Genomic DNA, 26,948 nt, shown 5'->3' on the forward strand with positions numbered 1-26,948 from the left:
CAGGTTGGTGCCGGGTTCCTCAGGCGGTGGCCGGTGTCCACTTTATCAGTATTGCTACGGGGTGTCCGGTGGCTGTGAGGGATATTCGAGGGTGCGCTGGTTTTGTGTTGGTTGTCATGCTCACCGGGTGTACGGGGACACCTGAGGGAGAGATTGACGTGACATCTTCGAGTGATTATGACAGCTAGGTGCTTAACTCCGATTTTACCTATAGCACTTCTTTGAACACCTTTAAGATAATAAATAATCTAATGAGAGATTTTGTATAATGCCACGATATCGAGGTAACTATAATATATTTCTGGCATCATTAACATTAGTGACTGGCTGTGCTGCTGATGAACCTGGCACTGCCGATCGCAATGAAGGCGCCGAGAGTTTAATGTCGCAGGAACGAGATGAAGTCTCAATGGTTGATTGGGACGAAGGTTTGACTCAGGAGGAGCAAGTCGCGGAGATTGAATTAGTGGTTTCTGTCATGAAGAAACACTTCGGTGAGGGCGTTGTCCGCTTGGGCGATGACGAATGGGACCTTGAGCGCTACCTGAATTGGCCAGGAATTCCATACCCGAGCCATCGAGCTCCGGATCACTATTTTTATCGAGTTAATTTTGATTTTTCTGATATTGAGGCCAACCAAGAGACCCAGGAGAAAGCTCTGGCGGCCTTAGATGACATTGGATTAAGTCCGGACGGAGATCTCCCTCAAACCTACGACGCCGAGCGACGGAATCAAGTCTATGTGGTGGGTGGGGGCGATGACCATGGCCGATTATTTCTCATTCAGCAGCGTCGTGATGGCGCCGAAATATCCGCACAGTTCAGGACCAGGCACTCTGATCATGAGAGCATGTACGAGGCGTACGAAGCGAATTGGGAGGACTGATTGTTTTGGACCGTTTCGACTGATGTTTTTCGGAGTGACATGAAGCGTGATCTTGACGATGGCTCGTCCCGTCATGGAGGCGGGGGCGACGGGGCTCCGGCGTCAAGGAAATCTGTATAAATTGCGGTCCACATCGTGGTATTTGTCGTTTATTCCTTCTTCAACATGATCTTCTTTATATTGTCTGAGCTCAGCGGTGCGGCAGGAAGTTCGGGCTTATATTGGTTACTCACCGGGATACGCCTTCTGACCTCATGCCTTTATCTCTATGCGCTGATGAGGAGCTTTAGTCATGGCCGAGCACCCTCTGTTGCTGTGGGAATTCTTGGAGGACCGGTCCTGAGCATGCTGCTGGCTGCTCCGATCATGACGGTCATTTTTTAATGATCAACCAGCAAGATCGTCTGTTATTAAAAGTCATTCGCTTTACTTTTTTCTGCGTTCTTTTAACCATGAGCTTAAGTACATCACGTAAACTTGGGTCATTTGAGTACCGAGCCATATATGGTGCAGATGAAAACTCTTCAGACTCCACGGAAATCATAAATTGCCTATCTTCTTCGAGGTCCTCAGGAGCAATATCAAACCTTATGGAGTGACGATATGTTTCGTTCCCTTCGGGCCCCGAGGCAATCTCTGCGTCATGTAGTTCCGCAGTCCAGCGTTCACCGTCGATGGTGGCTACATCGTCTCCGAAATGCTCACGCATCACATTGACGACCACCTCCAACTCTGCAATTTTCTCGTCTTGCGTATAGCCGCTCTCCACATCAATGGTTCCCTGGGTTGCGCTCTGATCAGATGGACGCTCGCCTGGGTTGGGCGTGTCGGGGTTTTCGGTGATCCTGTCAGCGCCAGTGCACTACATGCCACGGGTACCATCAACGCCCTGTCTCGGAAGTGGGCCCGCTGAGACAATGAGCGTCTCAATTTGCTAGGCCTGCGTATCAGTGACCTCCCGGGTTCATATCTGTGCTTGTTCGGCATACTATTCACGTGGTCAAGACGGGGGTCTCGGTGCATGTGGGACACTGGCGTACGACTTCCTGTATACCTATCTCGTGGTAGAAGGCCTTCGCTAACGGGTGAGGCGTGAGCGCTTCTTATTAGCTGCATGGGGTGTACTGCCCGTCCGATGATAGATATCGTAAGAACCTGAGCGGACCTATTTGACGTGAAATGGCTTGCGGAAGATGAGTATCTATTGGGGTGGATATATGTTTAGAGTGTCAATATTGGATGAATAGTATTCAATAACAATCAAATCTGATGCTTCTGTTCGGGTATTTTGCGTGACTCCCTGTTTGGGCCATCAGTCTATTGAGGCCGCGCATGAGGAAGCCTTCCAATGAACGACAGTGACTTGACGATGTGCATTTCCCTTCGATGCGCTGACCTTATGCCGAGGTGCAGATCAGTAACCGAATTCTGCGACATGAACAGTGCTGAGGAGGGGTGGGAGAGTGTTGCGGTGGTTTGAAGGAGGCAATGGCACGTCAGCAGATCGGCGGCGTCGAAGGCGAGGGTTCCACGCGTCGAAGGTATCGCCTGGCCTTATGCTGGCGGGCGTCCTCCTCTTTGGAGGGTGTGGCGCAGAAGGTGATGGTGGTGAATCTGGATCCCCTTCACAGGCAGAGACGGGCGCCGACGTTGAATCTGAAGGCGTCATTGATATCGAGGGTGGGTATACCCAGGACGAGCAGATGGCTGAGCTAGAAGCGGTAGTCGAGGTGATGCGGGAGCACTTCGGTGATGAGGTTGCGACTATTGATGGTGAGCCATGGAGTCCGGAGTTGCACCATGCCGAGGTCACGCCACGTCCTCAGGGTGACGGGGTGTACCGCCACGAGATTAGATTCGATGTCGCTCCCGATGATCTGGAGGAGGCTTATGCGACGGCTGAGCAGATCGCTGACCAGTTGGGGCTGACTGAAAATATAAACAACAGTCATGGGATTACTGAATATGGCGAGATCTTCTACGGTGCAGGGAGCAACGAGGGTCGAATGTTCTTGATGAAAGGTAGCTCAGCTGAGGCATTCAGTTCCGTCTATAATACTCGACATTCAGATGACTCGAGTATACAGGAAGCCTATGACGAGATTGTCACTGAGAATCGCAGGAAGCGCGAGGAGGAATTCGGTGCGGATAATCCCCGCCAGATGGAAGATATAGAAGGGCAGGATGATCAGGGATGACATTGATGAGGGGGGCAATGCAGATGACCAGGCGAGGGGAGGCCGCCGGGTCACATTCATCCGGTCTCGCAGTAGGCGCGTTCTCAGCCTTCGCTGCTCAGTTCCTCCTCCACGCGGTGGTGCTGACAGAGACGAACAAGGCCGGAATGCCACTCGTGTTCGGTTGCGGCGCTCTCGTCTTGCTTGTCCTGAGTCTCATGGTTCTGTCAGGGTCTGCCAAGGCGGAGCGGCCGTCGTCGGAGCCACCATGGAAGATGGTGACGCTCACCGGCTGGTCTGTACTGGGCTTTCTCCTGGTCACTGCTATCTCAGCGTTGATCTTTGCCACTTCGATCACCACTGGGCAATACGTCGGATTCGCGTTCTTTACGACGGGTATCCTCAGTGCGGGGATCGGCGCGGTGATCCTCGCTTTATTATTGCTGCTGCTCTGGCAGATCAATCGTGAGCCGACTCGGTAGAGGCGGCAGGTGCCCTCAGTGAATCGTTCACAGGACGAACTCGCGATCATGCAGTCGAGGAGAACCGTACTTCAGCAGGGGTGACTTTGGAGACGGCGTGAGTGCCACTCAGCCCATGAACGAGCCGTCACTCAAACGCTTCCGCATCCGCAGCTCAGGCAAGACTCCACGCGGCGCCAGAGCAGCACGAGGCCACCGCCACACCGAATACCCCTCGAATAACCCCCGGCCCCACAACACCTAGACTGTGGCTGACGGCACACGGACCCTCCATGCCAGGGCCGGGCCCGTCCTACCAGTGCAGCAGGCCGGGAGGGGGAGCGGTGAACATCACTGCGGTGGCCACGCTGACGTTCGTCGTCTTCGTCGCCCTGATCGTCGCCTTCCTCACCCGCCCCCGCGGCAACTCCACCGTAGACTTCTACCTCGCCGGCCGCCGCGTCGGAGTCCTCACCAACTCCTGGGCCATCTGCGGAGACTACATCTCCGCGGCCTCCTTCCTCGGCGTCGCCGCCGCGGTCTACCTCTTCGGCATCGACGGCGCCTGGTACGCCGTCGGATTCGCCGCCGGGTTCATCCCCGTCCTGCTGCTCATCGCCGCACCGCTGCGCCGCTTCGGCGAGTTCTCCCTCGCCGACTTCCTCGGCCGGCGCCTCCACTCCGAAGGCGTCCGTCTCACCGCCGCAGGCATGGTCCAACTCATCATCCTTGGCTACCTCATCCCACAATCCGTCGGCGGCGGCATCACCTGGCAGCTGCTCGTCGGCCACGGCCTCTTCGGACTCTCCCCCTACGTCACCGGAGTGCTGGTCTCCCTGCTGGTCATCTCCATCGTCGTCGCCTTCGGCGGCATGCGCGGAGCCACCTGGTACCAGGCGGTCCAATTCATCGTCGTGCTCATGGCACTGATCTGGCTCGCCTCCCTCGCTGTCATCAACGGCTTCGACTACGGCGCCGCCGTCCAGGACCTCAGCGACGAACCCCTCACCAGCCCCACCCACACCAGCGACGGCTGGGAACTGCGCACCCACCCCGACCGCATCGACACCGGCCGCGACGCCGTCTTCGGCGAACCCGGCGCCCAATACACCCAACTCGGTCAGATCGCCCTCGTCGTCACCCTCGGACTCGGCACCGCCGGGCTGCCGCACGTGATGAACCGCTACTTCACCGCCCCCTCCGGCCGAGCCGCCCGCACCACCACCGTCTGGGTACTCGGCCTCATCGGCGCCTTCTACGCCCTGGCCGTCATGATGGGCACCGCCGCCCGCCACGTCATCCCCGAGGCCGTCACCGAACACCGATGGCTCGACGCCCTCACCCTCGACGGCGTCCTCATCACCCCCGAACACGCCCTGCCCGCCCTGGGGCGCATCTACGGCGGCGAACTCGGCCTCGGCATCATCTCCGCAGCCGCACTCATCGCCGTGATGTCCACTGTCGCCGGACTGCTGCTCGCCGCCGCCGCCACCTGGGGCCACGACGTCTACGAACGCCACATCAACCCACACGCCACCCCCCGGCAAGCCGTCTGGGCCGGACGGCTCATCACCCTGATCGTCGCCGGACTCGCCGGCGTCGCCGCCGTCGTACTCAGCCCCGGCGAACTCGGCCCCGCCACCCCGGCCCTGGTCACCACCATGGTTACCTGGGCCTTCGCCGTCGCCGGATGCGCCCTCACCCCGGTGCTGCTGCTGGCCATCTGGTGGCGGCCCATGACCGCCACCGGCGCCATCACCGGCATGCTGCTCGGCGCCGCCGTCGCCGTCACCGCGCTCATTACCTCCGAAACCCTGCCCGACTCACCGCTGCGTGACCTGCTCTCCGCGCCCACCCTCCTCGGCGCCCCGCTCGCCGCACTCGCCGCAGCGCTGGCCTCCCGGCTCAGCCAACCCCCACCCGACGTCGAGGCCGCCTGGGTGACGATGCACGGCACCGCCGGAGACCGCCGCGCCGAACGCCTCGCCCGGCTCATCGCCGCTGCCCCCGCCCCACGGGCAGGCACCGACACCGGCAGCCGCAGAACCCGCACCCACACCCAACTGCGCGGAAGGAGACGCTAAATGCGCGGAAGCGCCGTCCTCGCCGCAGCCGTCCTGGGCATCTGGGCACTGGTCGCCACCATCACCCAAGTGCTGGTCTCCCCAGCACTGGACACCCTGCCCACCCTCATCATCGGCGTCACCCTCACCCTCGCCGCCGTGCTCGGCTACCCCTCCTTCCTCCGCGGCCGACGAGACCGCCAAGCCCGCGCCGCCCGCACCGCCCGCCGCGACGGCCTCGCCGCAGACCCCGACGCCGGAGACCTCGCCGCCGCCGCCCGCTCCATGTCCCTACGCTCCGGGCTCACCCCCGAAGCCGCCGCCCGCACCGTACGGCTGCTGCGCCCCATGCTCTCCGGAGACTCCGTCTCCATCACCGACCGCGAAGACATCCTCGCCTTCGTCGGCCCCGGCTCCGACCACCACCGCCCCGGCCACCAGATGCGCAGCGAGGCCACCGTCCGCGCGGCCGAAGGAGGCCGCACCGTGGTGGCCAAGAACGCCGAACAGGTCGGCTGCCGGGTCCAGGGATGCCCGCACTCCTCCGCCGTCGTCGCCCCGCTGGTGGTGCGCTCCCGGGTGGTCGGCACCCTCGGAGTCTTCCAATCCGGCAGCCGCATCCCACCGGCGCAAGCCGTCGAAGACATGGCCCACATCCTCTCCCTGCACCTGGAGATGGCCGAACTGGACCGCGAACGGCAGATCGCCGCCCACGCTCGGCTCGACGCGCTGCGCGCCCAGATCAACCCGCACTTCCTGTTCAACGTGCTCAACACCATCGCCTCGAAATCCCGCACCCGGCCCGACGAAGCCCGCGAACTATTGGTGCGACTCGCCGAGTTCTTCCGCTACACCGTCCGGCAGGAAGGCCACTTCGCCGACTTCGCCCAGGAGTACTACTTCGTACGCACCTACCTCTCCCTGGAACAGGCCCGGTTCGGGGACCGGCTGCAGGTCCGCTACGACATCGACCCCCAAGTCCTCACCAGCCGGGTGCCGGTGCTGACCATCCAGCCGCTGGTGGAGAACGCCGTCAAACACGGGCTCGGCCCCCAGCCCGGGCCCGGCACCGTGCGCTTGAAAGCCCGCGCCGACCCGCTGGGCCGCACCGTCTCCATCCGGGTCAGCGACGACGGCGTCGGCATGCCCGATGATGTGCTGCGCGAACTCACCCGCAGCATCACCCACCCCCAAACCACCACCGAGGCCGCCGCGGGGCCCGCCGAGACCGGCGACGGCGCAGAATCCGCCCACGCCGGAGTAGGGCTGCGCAACATCATCGAACGCCTCGACTTCCTCTACGGCGACCGCTATGACCTCTCCGTCTCCACCCCGGCCTCCGGGGGAACCGTCGTCGACCTCCGCGTCCCGCTCAGCTGAGGCCGCACCCGGCAACGCCCACCGCAGCAGCCGTAGCCCCGGCACTATACTGCTGGGCATGCAGACCCGTGCCCTCATCGTCGACGACGAAGCCCCCGCACGGGAGGAACTGCGGCACCTGCTGCGCGAGATGGGAGAGATCCCCGGACAAGGCCCGGTGCGTGTGGTCGGCGAAGCCACCGACGGCGAAGAAGCCCTGCTGCTGCTCGACTCCCTCGACTACGGGCTGGTGTTCCTCGACATCTCCATGCCCGGACTCAGCGGCCTCGAGATCGCCGCCCGGCTCGCCGAACGCCCCCACCGGCCCCAGGTCATCTTCACCACGGCCTACCCCGAACACGCCGTGGAAGCCTTCGACCTCGCCGCCGCGGACTACCTGGTCAAACCCTTCGACACCACCAGGCTCCGACGGGCCGTGCTGCGCGCGCTCAACGTCCACGACGCCCCCGAACCCGCGGAACCCTCCGAACCGGCGACCCAAGAACCGGCCCCGGCAGAACCCGCCGCCGGAGACCGGCTGGTACGCATCCCCGTCCAACGCGACGGACGCACAGTGCTGCTGCCCGGAGACTCCATCGTCTACGCCTCCGCCGAACGCGGATACTCCCAGATCAAACTCGCCGAAGAAGCCGTGCTCGTCTCCTTCTCCCTCAACGAGCTCGAACGCCGCCTCGGCGGGCACTTCTTCCGCGCCCACCGCTCACACCTGGTCAACCTGCGCTACGTCCGCGAACTGCGGCACACCGCCGGCGGCACCCTGGTGCTGGTGATGAACGACCGTCAACGCAGCCGGGTGGAAGTCTCCCGGCGCCACGTCCGCGCGCTGCGTCAGCGCTTAGGGGTCTGAGGTCAGGAACTCTGAGGCCTGGAGCTCTCGGGCCCAGAGCTCTCAGACCCGGAACCCTGGGAAGCATCGCCGCCCGGAGTTCCTGAACCACCCTGGGATTCTGAACCACCCTGAGCCCCCGAACCGGGCCGGGCCGTGCGCCCGCCCGCAGCCGAGGACTTCCTGTCCTGACGGGCCTGCTCCTTCGCCGAGGGCCGCGCAGCCGTACGCGCCGGCTTCCACGCCCGGTAACAGCCCAGCAGCAGATACCCGGCGATCAGCGCGATCGCGATGAGCCCGTCGACCACCACCACACCCCAGGCATCAGCGGCCTGCGTGTTGTTCACCGCCACCAGGGTCACCGCCACCTTATGCAGGATGGACAGCTCCAACACCCCGGGGTAGGACGTGGGGCGCCACGCGACCAGCGCGAACAGCCCGGCGAAGACGATCAGCCCGAAGGTCCGCCACGAACCCACGATCAACGTGGCATCCGAGGAGCCACCCAGCCGGGCCAGTTCGAAGCCCGCCGTACCGGCGGCGATCAGCGCGGCCACCACCAACAACGCCCGTCCAGCCACCTGACCGGACGCACCACCGGCGGCCTCCCGCGAAGGGGAGACCGCCGGCTCAGAAGCAGAAGAAGTCGTCATATCCGACCACTCTACTCGCGTATTCGGTGCTGTATGTGAAGCCCCAGCAGGGGAGACCTCAGTCCCGGGTTCCCTCCTCATCAGAGAGCACCTGTCCATCAGAGATCTGCTCGTCGATCACCTGATCCGAACGGCGGCTGCGCTCCGAGATGTTCGGCTGGGCATCACCGGAGGTCGAGGCGTCAGAGACCACATCCTCAAACAGCTGCTCCTGCTCGTGCTCCCAACCCACCGCGGACTCCGCGTACTCCGGAGTATCGAAGTGATGGGTCTCGATCGGGTCGTGGTAGGCCTCCTCCTCGTCCCAGCCGAGCGTGCCGGTCTCCGGGTTGACCTGGGTCGCATGAGCCGGGACCTCATGCAGGGCGTAGATCTCCTCACCTTCCATGATTCCCTGCTTCTCACCCTGACGTCCCGCCTGGGAGGAGAGGCCGCCCAGCGTCGCCGAGAGACCGCCCAGAGCATCGGAGAACACCCGGCGCTGACGCGAAAGCATCGAACGCAGGCTCCGGGTGACCGCGGCGTCGTCATCGCTGCCGGCCACCTCCCGGGCCGTATCCACCAGGGCTGCCGGTGTCGCCGTCCTGCGGATACGCACATAGCGGGGCATCGTCGCGGCCTCATAGTTGAGCACCTTGATCAGCGCGATCATCGTCAGCACCAGCACGATCGACAACGGCGCCGCCGCAGAGATCGAGGAGACCTGCAGCACACGCAGCGCGGCACTGGAATCCGTGCCCGCGTTGAGCAGCACGATGGCGGCCACCGCGATCAGCACCACCCAGAACACCCGGGTCAGCCGCGGAGTGTCCGCACGGCCACCGTTGGCCAGCACATCGACCACCAGAGAGCCGGAGTCCGCGGAGGTGATGAAGAAGATGGTGACCACCACGATCGCCACCGCCGCGGTGACCGTCAGCAGCGGCAGGTTCACTGCCTCCAGCAGGTTGAACAGCGCATCCTCAGTGGTGACGCCGCCGTCCTCATTGAGCATGCCGCCCTCGTTGATCTGGTACCAGATGCCGGAGGAACCGAACACGGTGAACCAGAAGATCGCGATCACCGTGGGAGCCAGCAGCACGCCGAAGACGAACTCACGGATCGTCCGGCCGCGCGAGATCCGCGCGATGAACATCCCCACGAACGGGGCCCAGCTCATCCACCAGCCCCAGTAGTAGATGGTCCAGTCCGCAGACCAGGAGCCCTCACCGCCGGCGTACCCGGCGGAGGTCTCAAAGGCCATCTGCGGCAGGGTGATCAGGTACTCACCGGTGTTGCTCACCAGCTGGCTCAGCAGCAGCAGCGTCGGCCCGGAGAACATGACGAACAGGGCCAACACCGCAGCCATGAGCATATTGACGTTCGAGAGCCACTTCAGGCCCTTGTACACACCGGTGATTACCGAGAACAAAGCGATCGCGGTGATCACGATGATCAGCCCGTTGAGCAGGGCGGTGGACTCCTCCGCCCACCCCATGTAGATCAGCCCGGCCACGATCTGCTGCACACCCTGACCCAGCGAGGTCACGATGCCGAAGATCGTCCCGACGATGGCGACGATGTCGATGACGTGACCCACCCAGGATTCGATCAGACGCCGGCCGAAGATCGGTTCCAGCAGCCAGCGCATCGCCAGCGGACGGCCACGGCGGAAGGTCATGTACGCCAAGCCCAGCCCGACGACCACGTAGATCGCCCACGCGTGGAGGCCCCAGTGGAACAGAGTGGCGCCGACGGCGTTGCGCGAGAGCTCACCCTCCGTGGCCAGCAGGGCGGTGCCGTCAGCGGCCTGGGCTACCTCACCGGTGGTGTCCGGGGGACCGATCAGGTGGTTCAGCGGCTCCGCCACACCCCAGAACACCAGGCCGATACCCATGCCGGCGGCGAAGAGCATCGTGAACCAGGAGATCACGGAGAACTCAGGCTGCTCATCATCGCGGCCCAGCCGGATCTGCCCGGTCTTCCCGACCCCCACCCAGATGGCAAAGACCACGAAGGCGGTGACGATGAGCACGTACCACCAGCCGATGCCGTCGACGATGGCGGTGTTGAGGTTCTCGAACGCCTCATCGCCGTGCTGAGAGCTGAACCAGGTGGCGAAGACCAAGGCTGCGCCGATGATCACCACCGCGGGGATGAAGACCGGCTTCGACAGCCCCCTCCAGACGCTGGCCGGCGACCAATGCTTCACCTCTGCTTCTGGCTGCGCAGCCATGAAGTCCTCCTCTATGATCCCGTCGCCGCAAGGGTCTCCAGCGGCGACTCAACGGGTGTTTGGGCCTCGATCTCGGGGCAGGTGCAAGATATCCATCCTCCATTAGGCCTGACTGAGCAGGAGAATTCAACCTTCCCTCGAGTCTTGCAGTGACGATCCAGACGCTCCGTGGGAAGATGTGGTATTAGCCACAGGCATTCGTATCTGAAGAGAGTCGGAGAGACACCTATGAGCAGGTCATCTGCCACAGACGCCTCATCAGGGGCAGTGAAGGTCCGCGAATCCTTCACCGGCCGCAAGGCCTTCATCATCACCGCCATCGGCTCAGCCGTGGGACTGGGGAACATCTGGCGATTCCCCTACATCACCTACGAGAACGGCGGCGGCGCCTTCCTGATCCCCTACCTGGTGGCGCTGCTGACCGCCGGTATCCCCATCCTCTTCTTCGACTACGCGATCGGGCATAAGTTCCGCGGCTCGCCACCGTTGGCATTCAAACGCCTGCACCCGGCCACTGAGTTCATCGGCTGGTTCCAGGTGGGAGTCTGCTTCCTGATCTCCATCTACTATGCGGCCATCATCGCCTGGGCCTGCAGCTACACCTGGTTCTCCTTCACCCAAGCCTGGGGTGACGACGCCGAAGGGTTCTTCTTCGGGGAATACCTGCAGTACGACGGCGGCGGTACCGAGGGAGCCGGTCTCTCCGTGGACTTCGTCGCCCAGGTCGGCTGGCCGCTGATCGCCGTCTGGGTGGTGCTGCTGATCTGCCTGGCCGCCGGAGTCCGCAAGGGCATCGCCATGGTCTCGATGCTCGGCATCCCGGTGCTGGTGATCATGTTCGTGATCCTGGTGATCTACTCGTTGACGCTGGAGGGCGCGAGCATGGGCCTCAACGCCCTGTTCACCCCGGACTGGGCGGCATTGGGAGATCCGCAGGTGTGGATCGCCGCCTACGGGCAGATCTTCTTCACGCTCTCAGTGGGCTTCGGCATCATGATCACCTACGCCTCCTATCTGAAGCGCCGGTCCAACACCACCGGCTCCGGGCTGGTGGTCGGATTCGCGAACTCTTCCTTCGAGCTGCTGGCCGGCATCGGAGTCTTCGCCGCGCTCGGGTTCCTGGCCTTCGCCGCCGGCACCGCTGTGGACGAGGTCGCCAGTTCTGGGCTGGGCCTGGCTTTCGTGGCCTTCCCGACCATCATCTCCGAGGCCCCGCTCTCCGCCCTGGTGGGTGTGCTGTTCTTCGGCTCCCTGGTGCTGGCCGGATTCACCTCGCAGATCTCCATCCTTGAGGTCGTCATCGCCTCGGTGAAGGACAAGACCGGATGGTCCCGGCCGCTGACCGTCGCCATCGTCGGCGGAGCATCTGCACTGATCTCCATCGTGCTGCTGGGCGGAGTCTCCGGGCTGACCATCCTGGACGTGGTGGATGCCTTCTCCAACAACGTCGGCATCGTCGGCGGAGCGCTGCTGGCCGCCGTCGTGCTCTCCTGGGTGGTACGGAAGCTGCCGGTGCTCACCGAAGGCCTCAACGGGTACAGCTCCTTCAAAGTGGGCCCCATCTGGCGGGCGCTGATCGCCGTGGTCATTCCTCTGGTGCTCGGCTCCCTGCTGGTCCAGGACATCATGACGAAGATCGAGGAGGGCTACGGCGGTTACGACCAGTGGGTGGTGTCCTCCTTCGGCTGGGGTGCGATCGGGCTGGTGATCCTGATCGCCGTCATCGCCAGCCTGGCCCGGTGGCCGCGCCGCTCGGCGCTGACCATGGAGGACCCCGACCTCGATGACACGCAGCTTGAGAGCACTCGCCCGGAGAGCACCCGCCGTGAGCACACCCGTGAAGGAGGTGAGCGCTGATGGATCCCCTCGCCATCGTCATGATGATCGTGGCCATCGTCATCCTCTGGGGTGGGCTGATCGCCGCCGCCATCCACCTGCAGCGGCACCCGGAGGAGGACTGACGCCCTCTCCGCGCCCGCCCCGCTGAAGGTCACAGGGAGGTGACGGTACTGGTCAGAAGGCAAGCATGATTACGCCTCGGTAACGTCTGTGCTGTGCAGGCCTCTGCGGCTTGGAGCCAGATGAGCGGAGCAGTACCGTATAGCCCATGCCTTTCGGCGGATCCAGTACGAGATCGGGGCACTCGGCCCTCTATGCCGTCGTACCCATCGGCCTGGCGGCCGGGCTCGTGCTGATCGCCGGAGCCCAAGCCCAGCCCACGCACGCTGGGCTGGATGACACAGCCTCCACCGGGACCTCCGCAGAGGCCTCCGCGAAGACCGATGGGCACCGCACCGTGGACGCAGAGATCTCATCAGGCTCAGAACAGACCCGGGGCACCGGGGCGGACGCCGCCCGCACCGACGTCCACGACGACGGCGCCCTGCGCGTGGCCACCTCCCACATCAGCCTCGAGGGCAGCTCCGCCGCGGACGTCCAGGCCACCCTCGTCGGTGGGGAAGAACCTGAGGCCCAGGACCTCGCCGCCCTGGTGCAGCAGGTGAGGCCCGACGTACTCGTGCTCACCGGGGTCCCCTACGACGAGTCCCACCGCCTCGCCGACACCCTGAACTCCGACTACTTTTCCGACGGCGACGCCCGTGCCGCCGATGGTCACGAGGGGTTCGCCTACCCCCATATGTACACCGCCCCCACCAACTCCGGGGTGGACTCCGGGGCCGACTTCGACGGTGACGGATTCATCGGCGGAGACGGCGACTCCCTCGGCCGGGGAGACTACCCCGGCCACTACGGGATGATCGTCTTCTCCCAGGCGCCCATCGACACCGACGAAGCCCGCACCTTCCAAGACTTCCTCTGGGACGACCTCCCCGAGAACTCCATGTCCGAAGAGCTCTCCGAGGTGGAACGCGCCGTGCTCCCGCTCTTTGGCTCCACACTCTGGGACCTGCCGGTCAGCATCGGCGAGGACACCGTGCACGTCATCGCCGCCGCCCGCACCACCTTCGGCTTCGTTGAGGCGGACCCGGCCCTGCTCCATGATCAACGCCGGCTCATCGACGACTACCTCTCCGAAGACCCCGCCGACGGTGCCTACATCTACGACGACGAAGAGGACAGTGGCGGACTCGGCTCCCAGCGGTGGATATTCGCCGGTGACGACGGCCTCGGCTCCGGAACCATACGCTCCCACACCGGCCTCGACGAAGACGACTCCGGCCGCGCCACCGGGGCTGAGACGAGTCTGATCTGGTCCGATCTCGGCCTCGACTGAGCGCTGACCGGGTACGATGCGCTGATCACCGGTGGGCCGATGCGTTAGCGTTGACCTGCCGGGAAACCTCGGCGCAGACCGCACACCGGGAGTCGACACATGAGCTCACGATCCATGATCCCCGCCGAAGGCTCCGAACAGGGGTCCGCCGACGTCGAGCGGCGCCGGCTCAGCCGCGGCACGGTCTCCGCCGCGCGCAGTGCGGGCCGGAGCGGACCGAGGACAAAGCGAGGACGAGCAGGTGCGAAGGGCGAACAGCGCAGACCGACCCTGATGCGCACCGCCGCCACAGGGTTCGTCACCCAACAGGCCGTCTCCATGGTGTCCAAACAGGCCTTCGACGAGGACGGCAGCCTCACCCCCTCCGCTGAGAGCTGGCTGACCCGGGCCGTCACCGTGCAGCGCCCCCTGGTGCTGGCCAATCTCCGCAGGCTCCGCAAAGCCCACCCCACGCTGACCAACCGGCAGCTGGCCCGGCAGCTGGACAAAGAGTTCTCCCGGGTGATGACCGGCTCCGGCGCCGTCATCGGGGCCACCGCCGCCGTGCCGGCCGTCGGGACCGTCGCCTCCCTGGGGCTCTCCGCCGCAGCCACCGGCGGATTCCTCGAAACCTGCGCGCTCTACGCCCAGTCCATCGCCGAGCTCTCCGGCATCTCCACTGAAGACCCCACCCGCGCCCAGACGCTGGTCATGGCCGTGATGCTCGGCGAGGAAGGCCGCCAGCTCCTCGGCGAACTCAACGACCAAGCCGGCGGCCGAAGCGTGGGCCCCTACGCCACCCTGGTCCCGCTGAGCAGCCTCTCCAGCAGCAGCGGAGTCGGGGGAGTGGTGTTCAACCAGCTGAAGAAGCAGTTCGTGCGGCGGTTCTTCGTCCGTCACGGCACCACGATGGTGGCCCGAGCCATCCCCTTCGGCATCGGTGCGGTGGTCGGCGGCACCGCCAACCGGGTGCTCGCCAAACAGGTCATCAAGACGGCGCACCGCACCTTCGGCGAACTGCCCGAACAGACCCCGGCGACGTTGGTCGAGGACATGCGCCGCGCCCTGGAACGGGAGAAGCTGCGCGCTGACCGGCGCGAGCGGCGCGAGAAGAAGAAGGGACTGAAACAGGAACAGAAGCAGATCCGGCAGGAACGCAAAGCCCGCCGCACCCTGGAGAAGGTCGCCGAGGCCCGCGGGGCCACTCCGCCTGAGCCCGATCTGCCCTCGCCGCGCGAGGACTGACGCAGCCGGAAGCCGTCGCCGCGCTTCAACCGGAGGTCAGACGCAGGTCGCGGCGTGTTGTTCCCCCATTCGCGTGGGCGACTTAGGGTGGAACAGTGACGGTCCACCAGATTGCGCCCCGCAGAACTGACCTCCACCAGCAGGGTGACCCCGCCCCCCGGCGTCCCCGGCCCACCCGGGTGTTCGCCCACCGTGGCGCCTCCGCGGAGTTCCCGGAGCACACCCGCGCGGCATACCTGCGGGCCATCGAGTCCGGTGCTGACGGGCTGGAGATCGACGTGCACCTCACCGCCGACGGTCAACTCGTCTGCTTCCACGACTTCACCGTGGAACGCACCAGCGACGGCACCGGGCCGGTCGCTGAGAAGACGCTGGCACAGATGCGTGCCCTCGACGTCTGCTCCTGGAAGACCCCGCAGCTGGCCAAGACGCCGCGGTTCTGGCGCTCACGGAAGCTCGCCGACACCTACGGAGCGCCCGATGAGCAGGTCATGACCCTGCCCGAGGTGCTCAAGCTTCTCGCCGATGCCGGCCGGCCGATGGGACTGGCCATCGAACTCAAACACCCCAGCCCCTACGGTTCCCGGCTCGAAGACGAAGTGCTCAAAGTGCTGCTCGAGGCCGGATGGGACCCAGAGACCTCCACGGTGCCCGGGGCGCCGCGCCCCGGCGGAGGTGTGCACCTCATCGATGTGTCGTTCATGAGCTTCCACCCCGGCGCGCTGATCCACCTGGCGGAGATGGTGCCGGCCGAACGTCTGTGCTCGCTGTTCGATCTGGTCAATGACCGCAGCATCGCCCGGCAGATGGCGAAGATGCAGTTCAGCTTCGGGATGCGGCCGTTCGTCGCGGCGGTGCTGCGCGGCACCGCGAAGGACGCTGAAGCGTTGGTGTGGAACCACCGGGCCGGCATCGCCGGGCCGGGGCTGAAGTATGTGCGCCAGCGCCCGGCCGAGGTCAAAGCGTGGATCGCCCGCGGATCGGTGCTGCGCGTGTGGACGGTGGATAAGCCCAAGGATGTCGATCTGCTGCTCGGCCTCGGCGTGGCTGAGATCACCACCAACCGCCCCGCCCAGGTGCGCGAGCAAGTCAGTGCCGTGCGGGGAGAGTAGGGCGGTCGCACCGGTCAGGTCATCACCGGTCAGTGACCTCCTCTGCCCGGTACGTGGGAGTTCCCCGGCCGTTTCCCGGTGTTCCCCGTCCGCTCATCTATGAATGTGCGCCGGGCTGTCGATATATCGCAGCCCGGCGCACATTCATAGACGAAGCTCAGTGCATCGGGTCCCGAACGTGCTCAGACGCTCCGATCCCCCGCAGGCAGGCCCCTCAGCTGCCCAGCACAGGACCGAAGTCCGCACGGTCATCCAGCCGGCGGTCCTTCGCCTCGGGGACCACCATCAGCGGGCCTTCCGCGTGGTGGAGCACGGCCTGCGAGGTGGAACCCAGCAGCATTCCGGCGAACCCGCCGCGGCCGCGCGTGCCCACCACCGTCAGCTGTGCGTGCCGCGTCTCTTCAACCATGACGTCAGCCGCGGTGCCGTCAGCCACCTCGATCTCGATCTCCAACTCGGGGTAGTGGCTGCGCAGCCACAGCCGCCCGGCCTCCAGCTTCTCCGTCAGCTCCGCCACTGCGGCCTGATCATCCACATGCGCGGGAATCCACACCAGAGTGGCCCCCAGCGGAGGCAGCGCGCAGACCAGCCGCAGCCTGGTGCCGCGCTGAGTCGCCTCGCGGGCCGCCGCCAGGGCGGCGAGACGGCCGTAGTCAGAACCGTCCACACCCACTGAGACCGGCCGGGTTTCCCGGCCGGAACAGGTGTGTGAGAACGTCGGGGCCGGCTGCGGTGCGACCTCAGGGGAGTCCGCCCCCTCACCCTGCTCGCCGACGGTGCCGTCAGGGTTGATCACCGGGATCGCCCCGGTGGAGGTGGTCACCGCATTGGACTCCTGGGAGGAGTACTTCAGCGGCACCACCACCGTGGGACAGGCCGCGTGGGCGGGGATCGCCGAGGAGACCGAACCCAGGAGCCGGCCGAGGAACCCGCCGCGGCCACGCCCACCGACGACGATCACCGCGGCCTCGGAGGAGTAGTCCAGCAGCACCCCGGCGGCGTCGCCGCCTTCAACGATGTAGGAGACCTCACCGGGGTAGTCACGCAGGAACGTCTTAGCCTGACCGATGACGTCCTCACCACCGGCCTGCAACGCGGATTCGTCCACCATCGCGTACCCGCCGTCCATGGAGGAGGCGGCGAATGCCGGCAGCGAATAGGCGGTGACCACGGTCAGCGGCAGCTGGCGCCGATGCGCCTCAGCCGCCGCCCAATGCGCGGCCCGCAGCGACTGTTCAGAGCCGTCCACCCCGACGACGACGCCGAAACGGCGGTCGGTTCCGGCAGAAGGTCCGGTGTGGGCCTGTGCAGACTCGTTCATCCTGCTCTCCTCACATTCAGGGCTCAGGGTCAGGACTTATGGCCAGGACACCGACCGCCGGGACCCACCCGGGCAGCGCCGTCGCTGACCGCCTCCAGTCTACCGACACAGAGGCCGCCGAGGAGGGGAATCATCCCCGGCCTCGGCGGCCTCTGTGTCGGTGCGCAACAGCTGCGTCCGCCCCGGGATCAGAACAGGATCATCCCGGCGATCGTCGCGCTCATCAGGTTGGCCAGAGTACCGGCCAGCACGGCGCGCAGCCCCAGCTGGGCGATGTCCGAGCGGCGGTTCTTCGCGATCGATCCCAGCCCGCCGAGCAGGATCGCCAGCGAGGAGAAGTTCGCGAAACCGGTCAGTGCGAAGGTGATGATCGCCTGCGTCTTGCCGGAGAACGACTCGACCTGCTCACCGAAGGCGGCGAAAGCGACGAACTCGTTGAGCACCACCTTCTGCCCCAGGAAGCTGCCCGCGGCCGCTGCCTCCTCCCAGGGGACACCGACCGCCCACATCAGCGGGGCGAAGATGACACCGAGGATGGCCTCGAAGGTGAGATCATCGGCGCCGAAGAGCCCGCCGATCTGCCCGATGCCGAGGTTGATCAGCGCGATCAGCGCGATGAAGGCCAGCAGCATGGCCCCGACGTTGGCGGCCAGGCGCAGGCCGTCACCGGCGCCCCGGGCGGCGGCATCGATGACGTTGCGGGCGCGGTCGTCATCCTCAGCATCCACGCGGGCCGCCATAGCGCGGCTGCGCTCCGCGGCGGGAGACTCCTCAGAGGCTGCCTCGGCTGTCCCCTCAGATGTCCCCTCGGCGGTCTTCTCCGCCGGGACGTAGCGGGAGCCGCCCAATGCGGTATCGTCGGTGCTCTCACCAGCCTCCGCCGAGCCCTCAGCGTGACCGGCGCGGCGAGCTGCGACCAGCTCGCGCTCCTCCTTACCGGCGTCGAACTCGTCGAAGGAGCCGGCCGGAACGATGATCTTCGCCATCAGCAGTGCGGCCGGGGCGGCCATGAAGCAGGCCGCGATCAGATACTCCAGGCTGGCACCCATCTGCGAATACCCCACCAGCACGGACCCGGCGACTGTGGAGAGCCCGCCGACCATCACCGCGAAGAGCTCCGACTTCGTCATCCCTGCGATGTATGGGCGGATGACCAGCGGCGCCTCCGTCTGGCCGACGAAGATGTTCGCCGCCGCGTTCATCGACTCCGCCCGGGAGGTGCCCAGCAGCTTCTGCAGGCCACCACCGATGACACGGACCACCAGCTGCATGATCTTCAGGTGATACAGCACCGCTGTCAGCGAGGCGAAGAAGATGATGACCGGCAGCACGCTCAGCGCGAACGGCACACTGTCACCCTCGACCAGACCGCCGAAGAGGAACGAGGTGCCCTCACCGGCGACGTCGATGATCGCCTGGACGATCTCGGTGACCTGGAACAGCAGCCTCTGGCCCCAGGCGGTCCAGAGCACCAGCACCGCGAAGGTCAGCTGCAGCAGCAGAGCGAAGATGACCGGCCGGATCTTGATCTTGCGGCGGTCCGCCGAGGCGAGCACCGCGATGCCGAGCACCACGGCCATGCCGAGGATCCCCCAGAGGACATGGATCATCGGTTCAATCCCATCTGTGTGAGCGGCCCGACACAGAACGTGCCGGAATCAGGTTTCGATTGAGTGTACTTGCCCGTCACATAGCTCAGGGGGACCCCGCCGATGATGTCGGCAGGATCCCCCTGAGATGACGCGGCGCGCTGACCCGGACGGATCAGAAGTACCGCTTGGCGACGGGGTGCATGGAACCGGAGGACCAGTTCATCGAGTCGATGCCCAGCCCGGTGGAGGGGTTCCGTGCGTGGGCGATCTGACCGTTACCGATGTAGATCGCCACGTGGTAGGCCCGGCCGGAGGCGTCAGTCCAGAACACTAGGTCACCGGCCTGCACATTGCTCAGCGGCACGGACTGGCCACCCTGCATCTGCGCGTTCGAGTTCCTCGGGATGGAGATCCCGGCCTGAGCGAAGGCCTGCTGGGTCAGCCCTGAGCAGTCGAAGTTCGTCGGACCGTTGGCGCCCCACACGTAGCGGGCGGCCGGGTTGGTGGCCCGCTGCACCGCCCAGTTCGCGGCGACCTGCCCGGAACCGCTGCCGGTGGCGGCAGTCGTCCCGGTGTTGCCGCTGGCTGCCGAGTTGCCCTGCGAGCCGCTGGCCTGCTGGCCGCTCTGCTGCTGGGAACCGGTGGCCTGCTGGCTGTCCTGGCCGCTCTGGCCACCCTGCTCACTCTGGCTGGTGGCGCCGGCCTGCTGGACCTCACGCAGCAGGGCACCATGGTCGATGACCCCGCGGCTGTCGGTCAGCGAGTCCGTGCCGATGATCTCCTGGAACGCGGCCGTCGCCGAGATGCCCTTCTGCTCCGCGTACTGACGGACCAGGTTCTGGGTGCCCTGCACGTACTGGTTCAGGTTGTGCACCGGGGCCTGGGACTGGCTCGAGCCGGAGTTCGAGTTCGAGCTGCTGGACCCGGAGTTCGAGCTGCTGGAGCTCTGGTTGGGAGCCGAGGATGGTGACGGGCTCGACGTCGCACTCGGCGACGGCGAGGAGCTCGGCTCCGGCGCGTTCTCCGCACGCAGCGTGCCCAGCCGGTTCAGCAGGGCCTGGTGGTTCAGCACGCCGTTGGCGGTGGTGAACCGGTCCTCACCGATCAGGCGCTGGAACGTGGCCTCCACGGAGCGTCCCTCCAGCTCAGCGATCTGCCGGACCACTGACCGGGTACCGGCCACGTACTGGTCCAGCGAGTGCCGGGCCTGGCTCTGCGAGGAGCTGGAGTTCGAGTCAGAACTTGAGCTGGAGCTCGGGCTGGCGCTCTGGCTCTGTGACGGTGTCGAGGACGGGCTGGAGCTGGGGCTCTGGCTCGGGCTCGCGCTCTGGCTCTGTGGCGGTGTCGAGCTCGGGCTGGAACTTGAGCTCGGCGTCGACGACGGTGACGGGCTCGGGGCGGGCTGCAGCTCGCTGATCGCGCTCAGCAGGGCCGATTGCACCAGGACGCCGTTGGCGTCGGTGAAGTCAGAGTCCGCGATGAGCTCCTCGAAGAGGTCCTCGGGGTCCTGGTTCTTCAGGTCGGCCAGACGCTCGACGGCATCCTGGGTGGGCTGCACGTACTGGGAGAGCTCGTGGCCGGAGGAGTCGTCCTCGCCGCTCTGCTCTGCCTCATCGGAGTCGTCCTGACCGGCGTCCGCCTGGTTGGAGTCTGAGTCGTCTGAGTCTGACTCCTCGCTGGCGTCCTCATCCTCGTCGTCCTCAGTGCTGGCCGAGGGTGCCTCCGACGGCGTGGCGGAAGACTCATCCGAGGCGTCCTCGGAGGAGTCGGCACTTTCGTCAGCGCTCTCGCCGTCAGCCTCGTCTTCGGCACTGTCCTCGTCACTGTTCTCGGACTCCGAGCCGCCGCCGAGCTCCTGGATCTTCGCGTAGAGCGCGTCCGGATCGATGATGCCCTGACCGTCGACGAGGGTGTCGTCGTCGATGATCTCGGCGAAGGCCTCCTCGGCATCCTGATCGGTCAGCTCTGCGTACTGGCGGACCAGCTCCTGGGTGGCCTCCACGTACTGACTGAGCGTCTGAGTGGTCAGCGGGTCGTTGTCGGCGGTCACCGTGGGCTGGGTCTCGTCCTCGCCCTCGTCAGCGTCCTCGTCGTCCTCCGGTGCGGAGGTCTCCTCGGCGCTCGGGCTGGGGGTAGGAGCCTCGGACTCGTCGGACGATGAAGCTTCCCCTTCTCCATCGTCCGACGAGTCCTCGGCGGTCTCAATGCCAAGCATCCGCTTGATCTGCTCCCAGTGGGCGGACACCTTGGCTGGGTCAAGGTTGCCGTCCTCGTCGAGCAGGTCGGAGTTGGCCTCGAGCTGCGCACGGACCTGGTCACGGTCCATATTCGACAGCTCGGCAAGTTCGTCGAGCAGGGCCAGCAGACGTTCGCCGTTCTCTGCGGCGTCATCGGCATTGGCCTGCTCTGCGGCGGAGACGTTCTCCGCCTGGCGGGTCGCGTCCGCGGAGGCCTGCTGGGCCACCGATTCGGCCTCTTCGGCCTCTTGTGCGGCGGCGTCAGCCTCGGCTTGGGCGTTGTCGTTCTGGCGCTGGTCGGTGGCGTCGTCGGCGAGCGAGTCCTCATCGGAGAGCAGCACGTCCCCGGCGGAGGTCTCGCCGTCCTGGTACTGCTCATTGGCCTGACGGCCCGCCTCGGACTGCTCAGTGGCCTCGTCAGCGGCCTCTCGGGCCTCCTCGGCCTGGACCTGAGCCTCGAGCGCGTTCTCATACTCCATCTGGAGTGCGGCCTCGAGCTCCTGGCCGCGCTGGCCAGCCTGGTTGAGGCGTTCTGTCAGGTCGGCGATCATCTCATCGGCGGTCTCTGACGACTCCCGTGCCTCCGAGAGCTCCTTCGCAGAAGGGATCTCCGGAAGCTCTGTCGTCACGAGGTCCGAGGCGTCAGATGCCGACTGGGCGGAGTTCGTCCTGTCGGAGAGCAGGTCGGGCAATGTGGTCCCGACCAGGGCTGTCGTCACGACGGCGGCAGTCACTGCTGCCACGCCGAGATTCCGGCGATTGTTCACGGTTCTTCCTCACTGAATCCACTACGGGTGCCGCGCCTTCTGTGAGGTCGTCCTTCAGCGGACGCCGCGGAACCGCAGGCAGCGACGAGGCCTCCGTCAAGCACAGACGCCCTCAACGTCTGCTCAGGAGGTACCCTCGGCGCGGCCGGATCCGTCGGCGACAGTCACGGCGGCCGGTGTGGCACTCTCGGCGGGCCGCCGTTGGGCGGTCCCTCCGTCCCCTCGGCGGCCTGGGATGACCGCTGTCAGAGAGCGAGTGTGTGCCGGCTGCCGTCACAGATGGGAAACGCAGGACGGCCTTCTGGCGCTGAATTCAGAGTATTGCCGTTTCATAACAGCGGCAACAGGGCGTGTCGTGACTGAAAGCAGCCTGAATGCCTAGATGCCTGTCATTCCGGGGAAGTAAGGTCTCAAAATGGTTACGCTCAACCTTCAAGTAGGTTGAAGGTTGAGGGTTGCGCGGATATCGGAAGCCTCTGTGGTAAAGGCTTTCCTAGCCCCAACCGAGACGGTGCAGCGTCTGATCATCGATGCCGAAGAAATGCGCGATCTCATGGACCATGGTGATCTGCACCTGTTCGATGACTTCCTGCCGGGAGGAGCAGATGTCCAGGATCGATTCCTTATAGAGGGTGATCTGATCCGGCATCGACCACGGCTCCCCGCCCCGTTCTGTTAGCGGGATCCCCTCGTAGAGGCCCAGCAGCACCGTATCCGCGGGCTCGCCGGGGCGGGGTGTATAGCGGTCCTCGACGAAGATCACGACGTTGTCCACCTTCGCGGCCAGAGCCTCGGGGATCTGAGTCAGGGCATCTTCGACGGCGGCGTCGAACTCCTCGTCGGACATCTGCGGGCGCATGACTCTCAGCCTAGGGGTGAGTGCGGAGGAGATGCTCGGATGAGGGATTGTTGGGGGCTGCTGGTGGATGGTGGAGGGGTGGAGGCAAGGTCTCGGAGAGGTCTCAGCTGGGAGGCTGGCCGTGGCCAAGACGTGATGTCACGATTCGGTGACGATGCGTTCCCGGGCGGTGGGTCGGATGTCACGACTGGTGTCACGGCCGGTGTGGGTCTGGGTGGTGGCGGGCGATGGTGGCGGCGCGGGAGATCGGGGAGGTAGGGAAGGTGCTGGGGATGCGGAGTGCCGGAGGGAGATGCACTGATGCGCGGGGCGATGTGATTTGCCGCGTCTGAGGGGCAGCGCCTAGACTTTATTCGGTCCACTACGGGATCGCGCCCCCATCGTCTAGCGGCCTAGGACACCGCCCTTTCACGGCGGCGGCACGGGTTCGAATCCCGTTGGGGGTACTCTCGGCGCCTGGATTGGAGCCGAGTCTGAAGCTCTGATAGAGTTTCTCTCCGTGCCTGAGGCACAACAATCAAGGCCCTGTAGCGCAGTTGGTTAGCGCGCCGCCCTGTCACGGCGGAGGTCGCGGGTTCAAGTCCCGTCAGGGTCGCTGCTCTCTTCAGACCACCAGATCTGATCCGAGAGTGACGTCTGATCAGCAGGCGAACAAGGCTCTGTAGCTCAGTTGGTAGAGCGTTCGACTGAAAATCGAAAGGTCACCGGATCGACGCCGGTCGGAGCCACCAGAGCAGTAAGGCCCCGTTCCCCTCGGAGGGACGGGGCCTTACTCGTCTCTCAACCGTTCACTGCTCGTTCCACCGACCCAGCAGCTGCGCAGCCTGCTCGCCGAGCGCCATCTGCAGCAGAGGACCGAAGCTGATCCGGCTCACACCCAGTTCGGCCAGCCGCGGCAGCGCCAGGCCCTCCGGGATGGCACCGCGCTCAGGGTGAGCCGTGACGTTCAGCGGCGTGCTGACCTGCTCGAGAATCGTGGTGAGCACCTGCTCGCTGGGCAGGCCCACCGGGTAGAGACTGTCCGCGCCGGCCTGTTCCAGCAGAGACAGCCGATGCAGAGTCTCAGCAAGCGGGTCGGCGAAATCGTGCGCGTGCTTATAGACGTCGGTACGACCATTGATCACCAGGTGGACTCCGGCCGCCTCAGCGGCCCGGCGGATTCTGGCGATGTAGTCCGCGTGCTCCTGCCCGCCTCGCATCTGACCGCGCGAGTGGACAGTGTCCTCGATGTTGATACCCACGACGCCGGCCGCCAGGACCTTCTCCACCAGCGCAGCAGGATCGGTGTCATAACCGGATTCGAGGTCGGCCGAGACCGGGACGTCCACAGCGCCGGTGATGCGCGCGATCGCCTCCAGCGCCTGGTCCAGGGTCATACCTTCGCCGTCGGCCGCGCCCAGCGAGTCGGCGAGCGGGTGGCTGCCCACGGTGAGCGCGTCGAAGCCGGCGTCGGCGATGAGCCGCGCGGACCAGACGTCCCACGCGGTGGGCAGGACCACCGGAGCGTCCCGATGATGGAGCTGCAGCAGAGTCTCGGCACGGGCCCGCAGAGTGGCGGTGTCGAAGACGGGGGTTGAGCTGGAGGAGGTCATGAGGGTCCTTTCCCTGAAGAAGATCCGGTGGCGCTGATGATCCAGCGCCGAGGGCTGACAGGCGGTGATGCTCACCCGCCCCGCATGCTGTGGAGAACCGGCACACTGTGTCAGACCCCTGTGGCAGAGTGAACGTCGTGACCTCCTCACCGATTCCTCCCTCCGCCGCCTTCCACGCCGAAGCCCGGGAACGCCTCACCGCGCTGACCGGGCGGGACGCAGACTTCCGCCCCGGCCAGCTGGAGGCGATCTCCGCTTTGGTGGAGCAGCGCCGCCGGGTCCTGGTGGTGCAGAAGACCGGGTGGGGCAAATCCGCCGTGTACTTCCTGGCCGCCCATCTGCTGCGCCGCCGGGGTCGCGGGGTGAGCCTGATCGTCTCCCCGCTGATCGCTCTGATGCGGGATCAGATCGCAGCGGCCTCCCGAGCCGGAGTCCGTGCGCAGGCGGTGAACTCGGCCAACGCCCACGAGTGGGACTCGGTGGTGGAGGCCCTGGCCGCCGAAGAGCTGGACGTGCTGCTGATCTCCCCGGAGCGTCTGGCGAATCCCCGGTTCCGGGACGAAGTGCTCCCCGGACTGCTCGAGAGCCTGGGCATGCTGGTGGTGGACGAGGCCCACTGCATCTCCGACTGGGGCCACGACTTCCGTCCCGACTATCGCCGGATCGGAGAGATCGTCCGCGGACTGCCCGCTGAGGTCCCGGTGCTGGCCACCACGGCGACGGCGAACTCACGGGTGGTCGACGACGTCGCCGCCCAGCTGGCCCCGGCAGGAGACGCCAGCGGCAAGCAGGTGATGGTGCTGCGCGGCAGCCTGAGCCGCGACTCGCTCCGACTCGGAGTGCTCACTCTGCCGGAGTCGGAACTGCGGATCGCCTGGCTGACCCAGCATCTGGGCTCGCTGACCGGCAGCGGCATCGTCTACGCCCTGACCGTCTCCCAGGCCCAGGATCTGACCCGGCATCTGCGCGAGCACGGTCACGAGGTCGCCGCCTACACCGGGCAGACCGATCCGGATGAGCGCCAACAGCTCGAGGCCGCGCTGAAGGAGAACCGGGTCAAGGCGCTGATCGCCACCTCGGCTCTGGGCATGGGCTTCGACAAGCCGGACCTGGGCTTTGTCGTGCATCTGGGGGCGCCGTCGTCGCCGGTGTCCTACTACCAGCAGATCGGACGCGCCGGGCGCGCTGTGGACAATGCGGACGTGCTGCTGCTCCCCGGCCAGGAGGACATCCGGATCTGGGAACACTTCGCCCAGGCCTCCATGCCCACCCAGCAGCGGGCCGACGCCGTGCTGGCCGCATTGGCCGAACACTCGGAGGAGCCGCTCTCGGTGGCTCGCCTGGAGGCGATGGTGGAGATCCGCCGTTCCCCCTTGGAGCTGCTGCTGAAGGTCCTGGAGGTCGACGGGGCCGTGCACCGGGTGCGCGGCGGCTGGGTCTCCACCGGGCGCGGCTGGCAGTACGACGCCGAGCGCTATGACACCATCCTGCAGCTGCGCCGGGCCGAACAGCAGGCGATGCTCGACTACGAGGGGTTGGAGCCCGGTCAGTGCCGCATGGTCTACCTGGCCGGAACCCTCGACGACGACGCCACCGCCTGCGGGCGGTGCGACACCTGCGCGGGGCCCTGGTATCCGCGGCAGCTGGATCAGGATTCGGTGAGCCAGGCACGTGCCTCGATGGACCGGGTCGGAGTGGAGATCGCCCCGCGGAAGCAGTGGCCCACCGGGCTGGCCGCGCTCGGCCTGCCTCTGAAGGGCCGTTTGGGCCCCGGTGAGGTGGCTGAGGACGGCCGAGCGCTGGCCCGGCTCTCAGACCTCGGATGGGGGCCTGCGGTACGGGAGGCGCTCCAGGGTGAGGACGCCGCTGTGCCTGATCAGATGGCCGGGGCCGTGGTGCGGGTGCTCTCCGAATGGAAGTGGCCTCGCCGTCCCGATGTGGTCGTCTCAGTGCCCTCGCGCCGGCACCAGCAGTTGATCGACTCGCTGGTCCGCGGCGTGGCCCAGGTGGGGCGGCTCCCCTACGCCGGTGCCCTGGAGCCGGTCGAGGGCGGACCATCGAGCTCTCCGGAGGCCAACAGCGCCTTCCGCCTGGCAGGCCTGCTGGGACGGTTCAGTGTGCCGGAGCAGATGTCGGCCCAGGTCCATGGAGCGGCCGTGCTGCTGGTGGACGACGAGGTGATCTCCCGCTGGACCCTCACCGTGGCCGCTCGAGAGCTGCGTGGGGCAGGGGCGGAGATAGTGCTGCCCTTCGCTCTGGGCATGCGCGGCTGAGGGCCGCGAGCAGCGCAGATCTAGGGCATGTCTCCCATATGTGGGGTGATTTCTGGTCCAGGGTGGTGTCATGAG

General features: G+C 65.7%; 20 protein-coding genes and 3 tRNA genes. 15 read left to right on the plus strand and 8 right to left on the minus strand.

Features of this window, described 5'->3' with window-relative positions; all coding sequences use genetic code 11:
- The first annotated feature begins 409 nt into the window (after nucleotides 1-409).
- Complete coding sequence (locus tag RIL96_RS12165) at nucleotides 410-886, plus strand: hypothetical protein (protein WP_310549294.1); 477 nt, start codon at nucleotides 410-412, stop codon at nucleotides 884-886.
- Nucleotides 887-1,259: 373 nt separating this feature from the next.
- Here RIL96_RS12165 and RIL96_RS12170 read toward each other — a convergent pair whose 3' ends face one another.
- Nucleotides 1,260-1,655, minus strand: a complete 396-nt coding sequence (locus tag RIL96_RS12170) for a hypothetical protein (RefSeq protein WP_310549295.1) — start codon at nucleotides 1,653-1,655, stop codon at nucleotides 1,260-1,262.
- Between the two features lie 787 nt (nucleotides 1,656-2,442).
- Between RIL96_RS12170 and RIL96_RS12175 the strand changes: the two genes are divergently transcribed.
- The 5 genes from RIL96_RS12175 to RIL96_RS12195 all read left to right on the plus strand — a co-directional run bounded on the left by RIL96_RS12175 (nucleotide 2,443) and on the right by RIL96_RS12195 (nucleotide 7,814).
- A complete protein-coding gene (locus RIL96_RS12175) occupies nucleotides 2,443-3,084 on the plus strand; it encodes a hypothetical protein (RefSeq protein WP_310549296.1) in 642 nt (213 codons plus the stop codon).
- Nucleotides 3,085-3,101: 17 nt separating this feature from the next.
- The gene (locus tag RIL96_RS12180) at nucleotides 3,102-3,545 is read left to right on the plus strand and encodes a hypothetical protein (protein ID WP_310549297.1); all 444 of its coding nucleotides are present in this window, start codon (nucleotides 3,102-3,104) and stop codon (nucleotides 3,543-3,545) included.
- A 323-nt stretch (nucleotides 3,546-3,868) separates the two neighbouring features.
- Nucleotides 3,869-5,608, plus strand: a complete 1,740-nt coding sequence (locus RIL96_RS12185; RefSeq protein ID WP_310549298.1) for a sodium/solute symporter — start codon at nucleotides 3,869-3,871, stop codon at nucleotides 5,606-5,608.
- The gene (locus tag RIL96_RS12190) at nucleotides 5,609-6,967 is read left to right on the plus strand and encodes a histidine kinase (RefSeq protein ID WP_310549299.1); all 1,359 of its coding nucleotides are present in this window, start codon (nucleotides 5,609-5,611) and stop codon (nucleotides 6,965-6,967) included. It begins immediately after the preceding gene.
- A 58-nt stretch (nucleotides 6,968-7,025) separates the two neighbouring features.
- Nucleotides 7,026-7,814, plus strand: a complete 789-nt coding sequence (locus RIL96_RS12195) for a LytR/AlgR family response regulator transcription factor (RefSeq protein WP_310549300.1) — start codon at nucleotides 7,026-7,028, stop codon at nucleotides 7,812-7,814.
- A gap of 2 nt (nucleotides 7,815-7,816) precedes the next feature.
- Here the strand turns inward: RIL96_RS12195 and RIL96_RS12200 are convergent, their stop codons facing one another.
- Nucleotides 7,817-8,446 (minus strand): hypothetical protein, encoded by a 630-nt coding sequence (locus tag RIL96_RS12200; RefSeq protein WP_310549301.1) that lies wholly within the window; start codon nucleotides 8,444-8,446, stop codon nucleotides 7,817-7,819.
- 58 nt (nucleotides 8,447-8,504) lie between these two features.
- Entirely contained in the window at nucleotides 8,505-10,661 is a 2,157-nt protein-coding gene (locus tag RIL96_RS12205; protein WP_310549302.1) for a BCCT family transporter, read from the minus strand.
- Nucleotides 10,662-10,889: 228 nt separating this feature from the next.
- Between RIL96_RS12205 and RIL96_RS12210 the strand changes: the two genes are divergently transcribed.
- From RIL96_RS12210 to RIL96_RS12230, 5 genes are all read left to right on the plus strand, one after another.
- Nucleotides 10,890-12,518, plus strand: a complete 1,629-nt coding sequence (locus tag RIL96_RS12210) for a sodium-dependent transporter (protein WP_310549303.1) — start codon at nucleotides 10,890-10,892, stop codon at nucleotides 12,516-12,518.
- On the plus strand, nucleotides 12,518-12,622 hold the full coding sequence (locus tag RIL96_RS12215) for a methionine/alanine import family NSS transporter small subunit (RefSeq protein ID WP_310549304.1): 105 nt from the start codon (nucleotides 12,518-12,520) through the stop codon (nucleotides 12,620-12,622). The genes RIL96_RS12210 and RIL96_RS12215 overlap by 1 nt, the downstream gene beginning before the upstream one ends.
- Nucleotides 12,623-12,768: 146 nt before the next feature.
- Complete coding sequence (locus RIL96_RS12220) at nucleotides 12,769-13,896, plus strand: endonuclease/exonuclease/phosphatase family protein (RefSeq protein WP_310549305.1); 1,128 nt, start codon at nucleotides 12,769-12,771, stop codon at nucleotides 13,894-13,896.
- A 99-nt stretch (nucleotides 13,897-13,995) separates the two neighbouring features.
- Nucleotides 13,996-15,120, plus strand: coding sequence for a hypothetical protein (locus RIL96_RS12225; RefSeq protein WP_310549306.1), 1,125 nt, complete (start codon nucleotides 13,996-13,998; stop codon nucleotides 15,118-15,120).
- Between the two features lie 95 nt (nucleotides 15,121-15,215).
- Complete coding sequence (locus RIL96_RS12230; RefSeq protein ID WP_310549307.1) at nucleotides 15,216-16,232, plus strand: glycerophosphodiester phosphodiesterase family protein; 1,017 nt, start codon at nucleotides 15,216-15,218, stop codon at nucleotides 16,230-16,232.
- Nucleotides 16,233-16,446: 214 nt separating this feature from the next.
- Here the strand turns inward: RIL96_RS12230 and RIL96_RS12235 are convergent, their stop codons facing one another.
- From RIL96_RS12235 to RIL96_RS12250, 4 genes are all read right to left on the minus strand, one after another.
- Entirely contained in the window at nucleotides 16,447-17,553 is a 1,107-nt protein-coding gene (locus RIL96_RS12235; protein WP_310549308.1) for a universal stress protein, read from the minus strand.
- Nucleotides 17,554-17,741: 188 nt separating this feature from the next.
- Nucleotides 17,742-19,163 carry a NupC/NupG family nucleoside CNT transporter gene (locus tag RIL96_RS12240; RefSeq protein ID WP_310549309.1) on the minus strand — a complete coding sequence of 474 codons (1,422 nt, stop codon included), beginning with the start codon at nucleotides 19,161-19,163 and terminating at the stop codon, nucleotides 17,742-17,744.
- Between the two features lie 154 nt (nucleotides 19,164-19,317).
- Nucleotides 19,318-22,125, minus strand: a complete 2,808-nt coding sequence (locus tag RIL96_RS12245; RefSeq protein WP_310549310.1) for a C40 family peptidase — start codon at nucleotides 22,123-22,125, stop codon at nucleotides 19,318-19,320.
- Between the two features lie 517 nt (nucleotides 22,126-22,642).
- Nucleotides 22,643-23,008 carry a metallopeptidase family protein gene (locus RIL96_RS12250; protein ID WP_310549311.1) on the minus strand — a complete coding sequence of 122 codons (366 nt, stop codon included), beginning with the start codon at nucleotides 23,006-23,008 and terminating at the stop codon, nucleotides 22,643-22,645.
- Between the two features lie 373 nt (nucleotides 23,009-23,381).
- On the opposite strand from RIL96_RS12250, the gene RIL96_RS12255 reads away from it, so the two are divergent.
- The 3 genes from RIL96_RS12255 to RIL96_RS12265 all read left to right on the plus strand — a co-directional run bounded on the left by RIL96_RS12255 (nucleotide 23,382) and on the right by RIL96_RS12265 (nucleotide 23,739).
- Nucleotides 23,382-23,454, plus strand: a tRNA-Glu gene (locus RIL96_RS12255).
- Between the two features lie 75 nt (nucleotides 23,455-23,529).
- Nucleotides 23,530-23,603, plus strand: a tRNA-Asp gene (locus RIL96_RS12260).
- Nucleotides 23,604-23,663: 60 nt separating this feature from the next.
- Nucleotides 23,664-23,739, plus strand: a tRNA-Phe gene (locus RIL96_RS12265).
- A gap of 57 nt (nucleotides 23,740-23,796) precedes the next feature.
- Here RIL96_RS12265 and RIL96_RS12270 read toward each other — a convergent pair.
- Complete coding sequence (locus RIL96_RS12270) at nucleotides 23,797-24,600, minus strand: isocitrate lyase/PEP mutase family protein (RefSeq protein ID WP_310549312.1); 804 nt, start codon at nucleotides 24,598-24,600, stop codon at nucleotides 23,797-23,799.
- Nucleotides 24,601-24,737: 137 nt separating this feature from the next.
- Between RIL96_RS12270 and RIL96_RS12275 the strand changes: the two genes are divergently transcribed.
- The gene (locus RIL96_RS12275; protein ID WP_374761890.1) at nucleotides 24,738-26,873 is read left to right on the plus strand and encodes a RecQ family ATP-dependent DNA helicase; all 2,136 of its coding nucleotides are present in this window, start codon (nucleotides 24,738-24,740) and stop codon (nucleotides 26,871-26,873) included.
- The last annotated feature ends 75 nt before the right edge of the window (nucleotides 26,874-26,948 follow it).

Source organism: Nesterenkonia aerolata (genome assembly GCF_031470965.1).
In the GTDB taxonomy this organism is placed as follows: domain Bacteria; phylum Actinomycetota; class Actinomycetes; order Actinomycetales; family Micrococcaceae; genus Nesterenkonia; species Nesterenkonia aerolata.

What these genes read in the sequence shown, in the direction of transcription:
- RIL96_RS12165 (WP_310549294.1), top strand. Translation starts at nt 410, where the DNA reads ATGGTTGATTGGGACGAAGGTTTGACTCAGGAGGAGCAAGTCGCGGAG.
- RIL96_RS12175 (WP_310549296.1), top strand. Translation starts at nt 2,443, where the DNA reads ATGCTGGCGGGCGTCCTCCTCTTTGGAGGGTGTGGCGCAGAAGGTGAT.
- RIL96_RS12180 (WP_310549297.1), top strand. Translation starts at nt 3,102, where the DNA reads ATGCAGATGACCAGGCGAGGGGAGGCCGCCGGGTCACATTCATCCGGT.
- RIL96_RS12190 (WP_310549299.1), top strand. Translation starts at nt 5,609, where the DNA reads ATGCGCGGAAGCGCCGTCCTCGCCGCAGCCGTCCTGGGCATCTGGGCA.
- RIL96_RS12195 (WP_310549300.1), top strand. Translation starts at nt 7,026, where the DNA reads ATGCAGACCCGTGCCCTCATCGTCGACGACGAAGCCCCCGCACGGGAG.
- RIL96_RS12200 (WP_310549301.1), bottom strand. Translation starts at nt 8,446, where the DNA reads ATGACGACTTCTTCTGCTTCTGAGCCGGCGGTCTCCCCTTCGCGGGAG.
- RIL96_RS12205 (WP_310549302.1), bottom strand. Translation starts at nt 10,661, where the DNA reads ATGGCTGCGCAGCCAGAAGCAGAGGTGAAGCATTGGTCGCCGGCCAGC.
- RIL96_RS12210 (WP_310549303.1), top strand. Translation starts at nt 10,890, where the DNA reads ATGAGCAGGTCATCTGCCACAGACGCCTCATCAGGGGCAGTGAAGGTC.
- RIL96_RS12215 (WP_310549304.1), top strand. Translation starts at nt 12,518, where the DNA reads ATGGATCCCCTCGCCATCGTCATGATGATCGTGGCCATCGTCATCCTC.
- RIL96_RS12220 (WP_310549305.1), top strand. Translation starts at nt 12,769, where the DNA reads ATGCCTTTCGGCGGATCCAGTACGAGATCGGGGCACTCGGCCCTCTAT.
- RIL96_RS12225 (WP_310549306.1), top strand. Translation starts at nt 13,996, where the DNA reads ATGAGCTCACGATCCATGATCCCCGCCGAAGGCTCCGAACAGGGGTCC.
- RIL96_RS12235 (WP_310549308.1), bottom strand. Translation starts at nt 17,553, where the DNA reads ATGAACGAGTCTGCACAGGCCCACACCGGACCTTCTGCCGGAACCGAC.
- RIL96_RS12240 (WP_310549309.1), bottom strand. Translation starts at nt 19,163, where the DNA reads ATGATCCATGTCCTCTGGGGGATCCTCGGCATGGCCGTGGTGCTCGGC.
- RIL96_RS12250 (WP_310549311.1), bottom strand. Translation starts at nt 23,008, where the DNA reads ATGCGCCCGCAGATGTCCGACGAGGAGTTCGACGCCGCCGTCGAAGAT.
- RIL96_RS12270 (WP_310549312.1), bottom strand. Translation starts at nt 24,600, where the DNA reads ATGACCTCCTCCAGCTCAACCCCCGTCTTCGACACCGCCACTCTGCGG.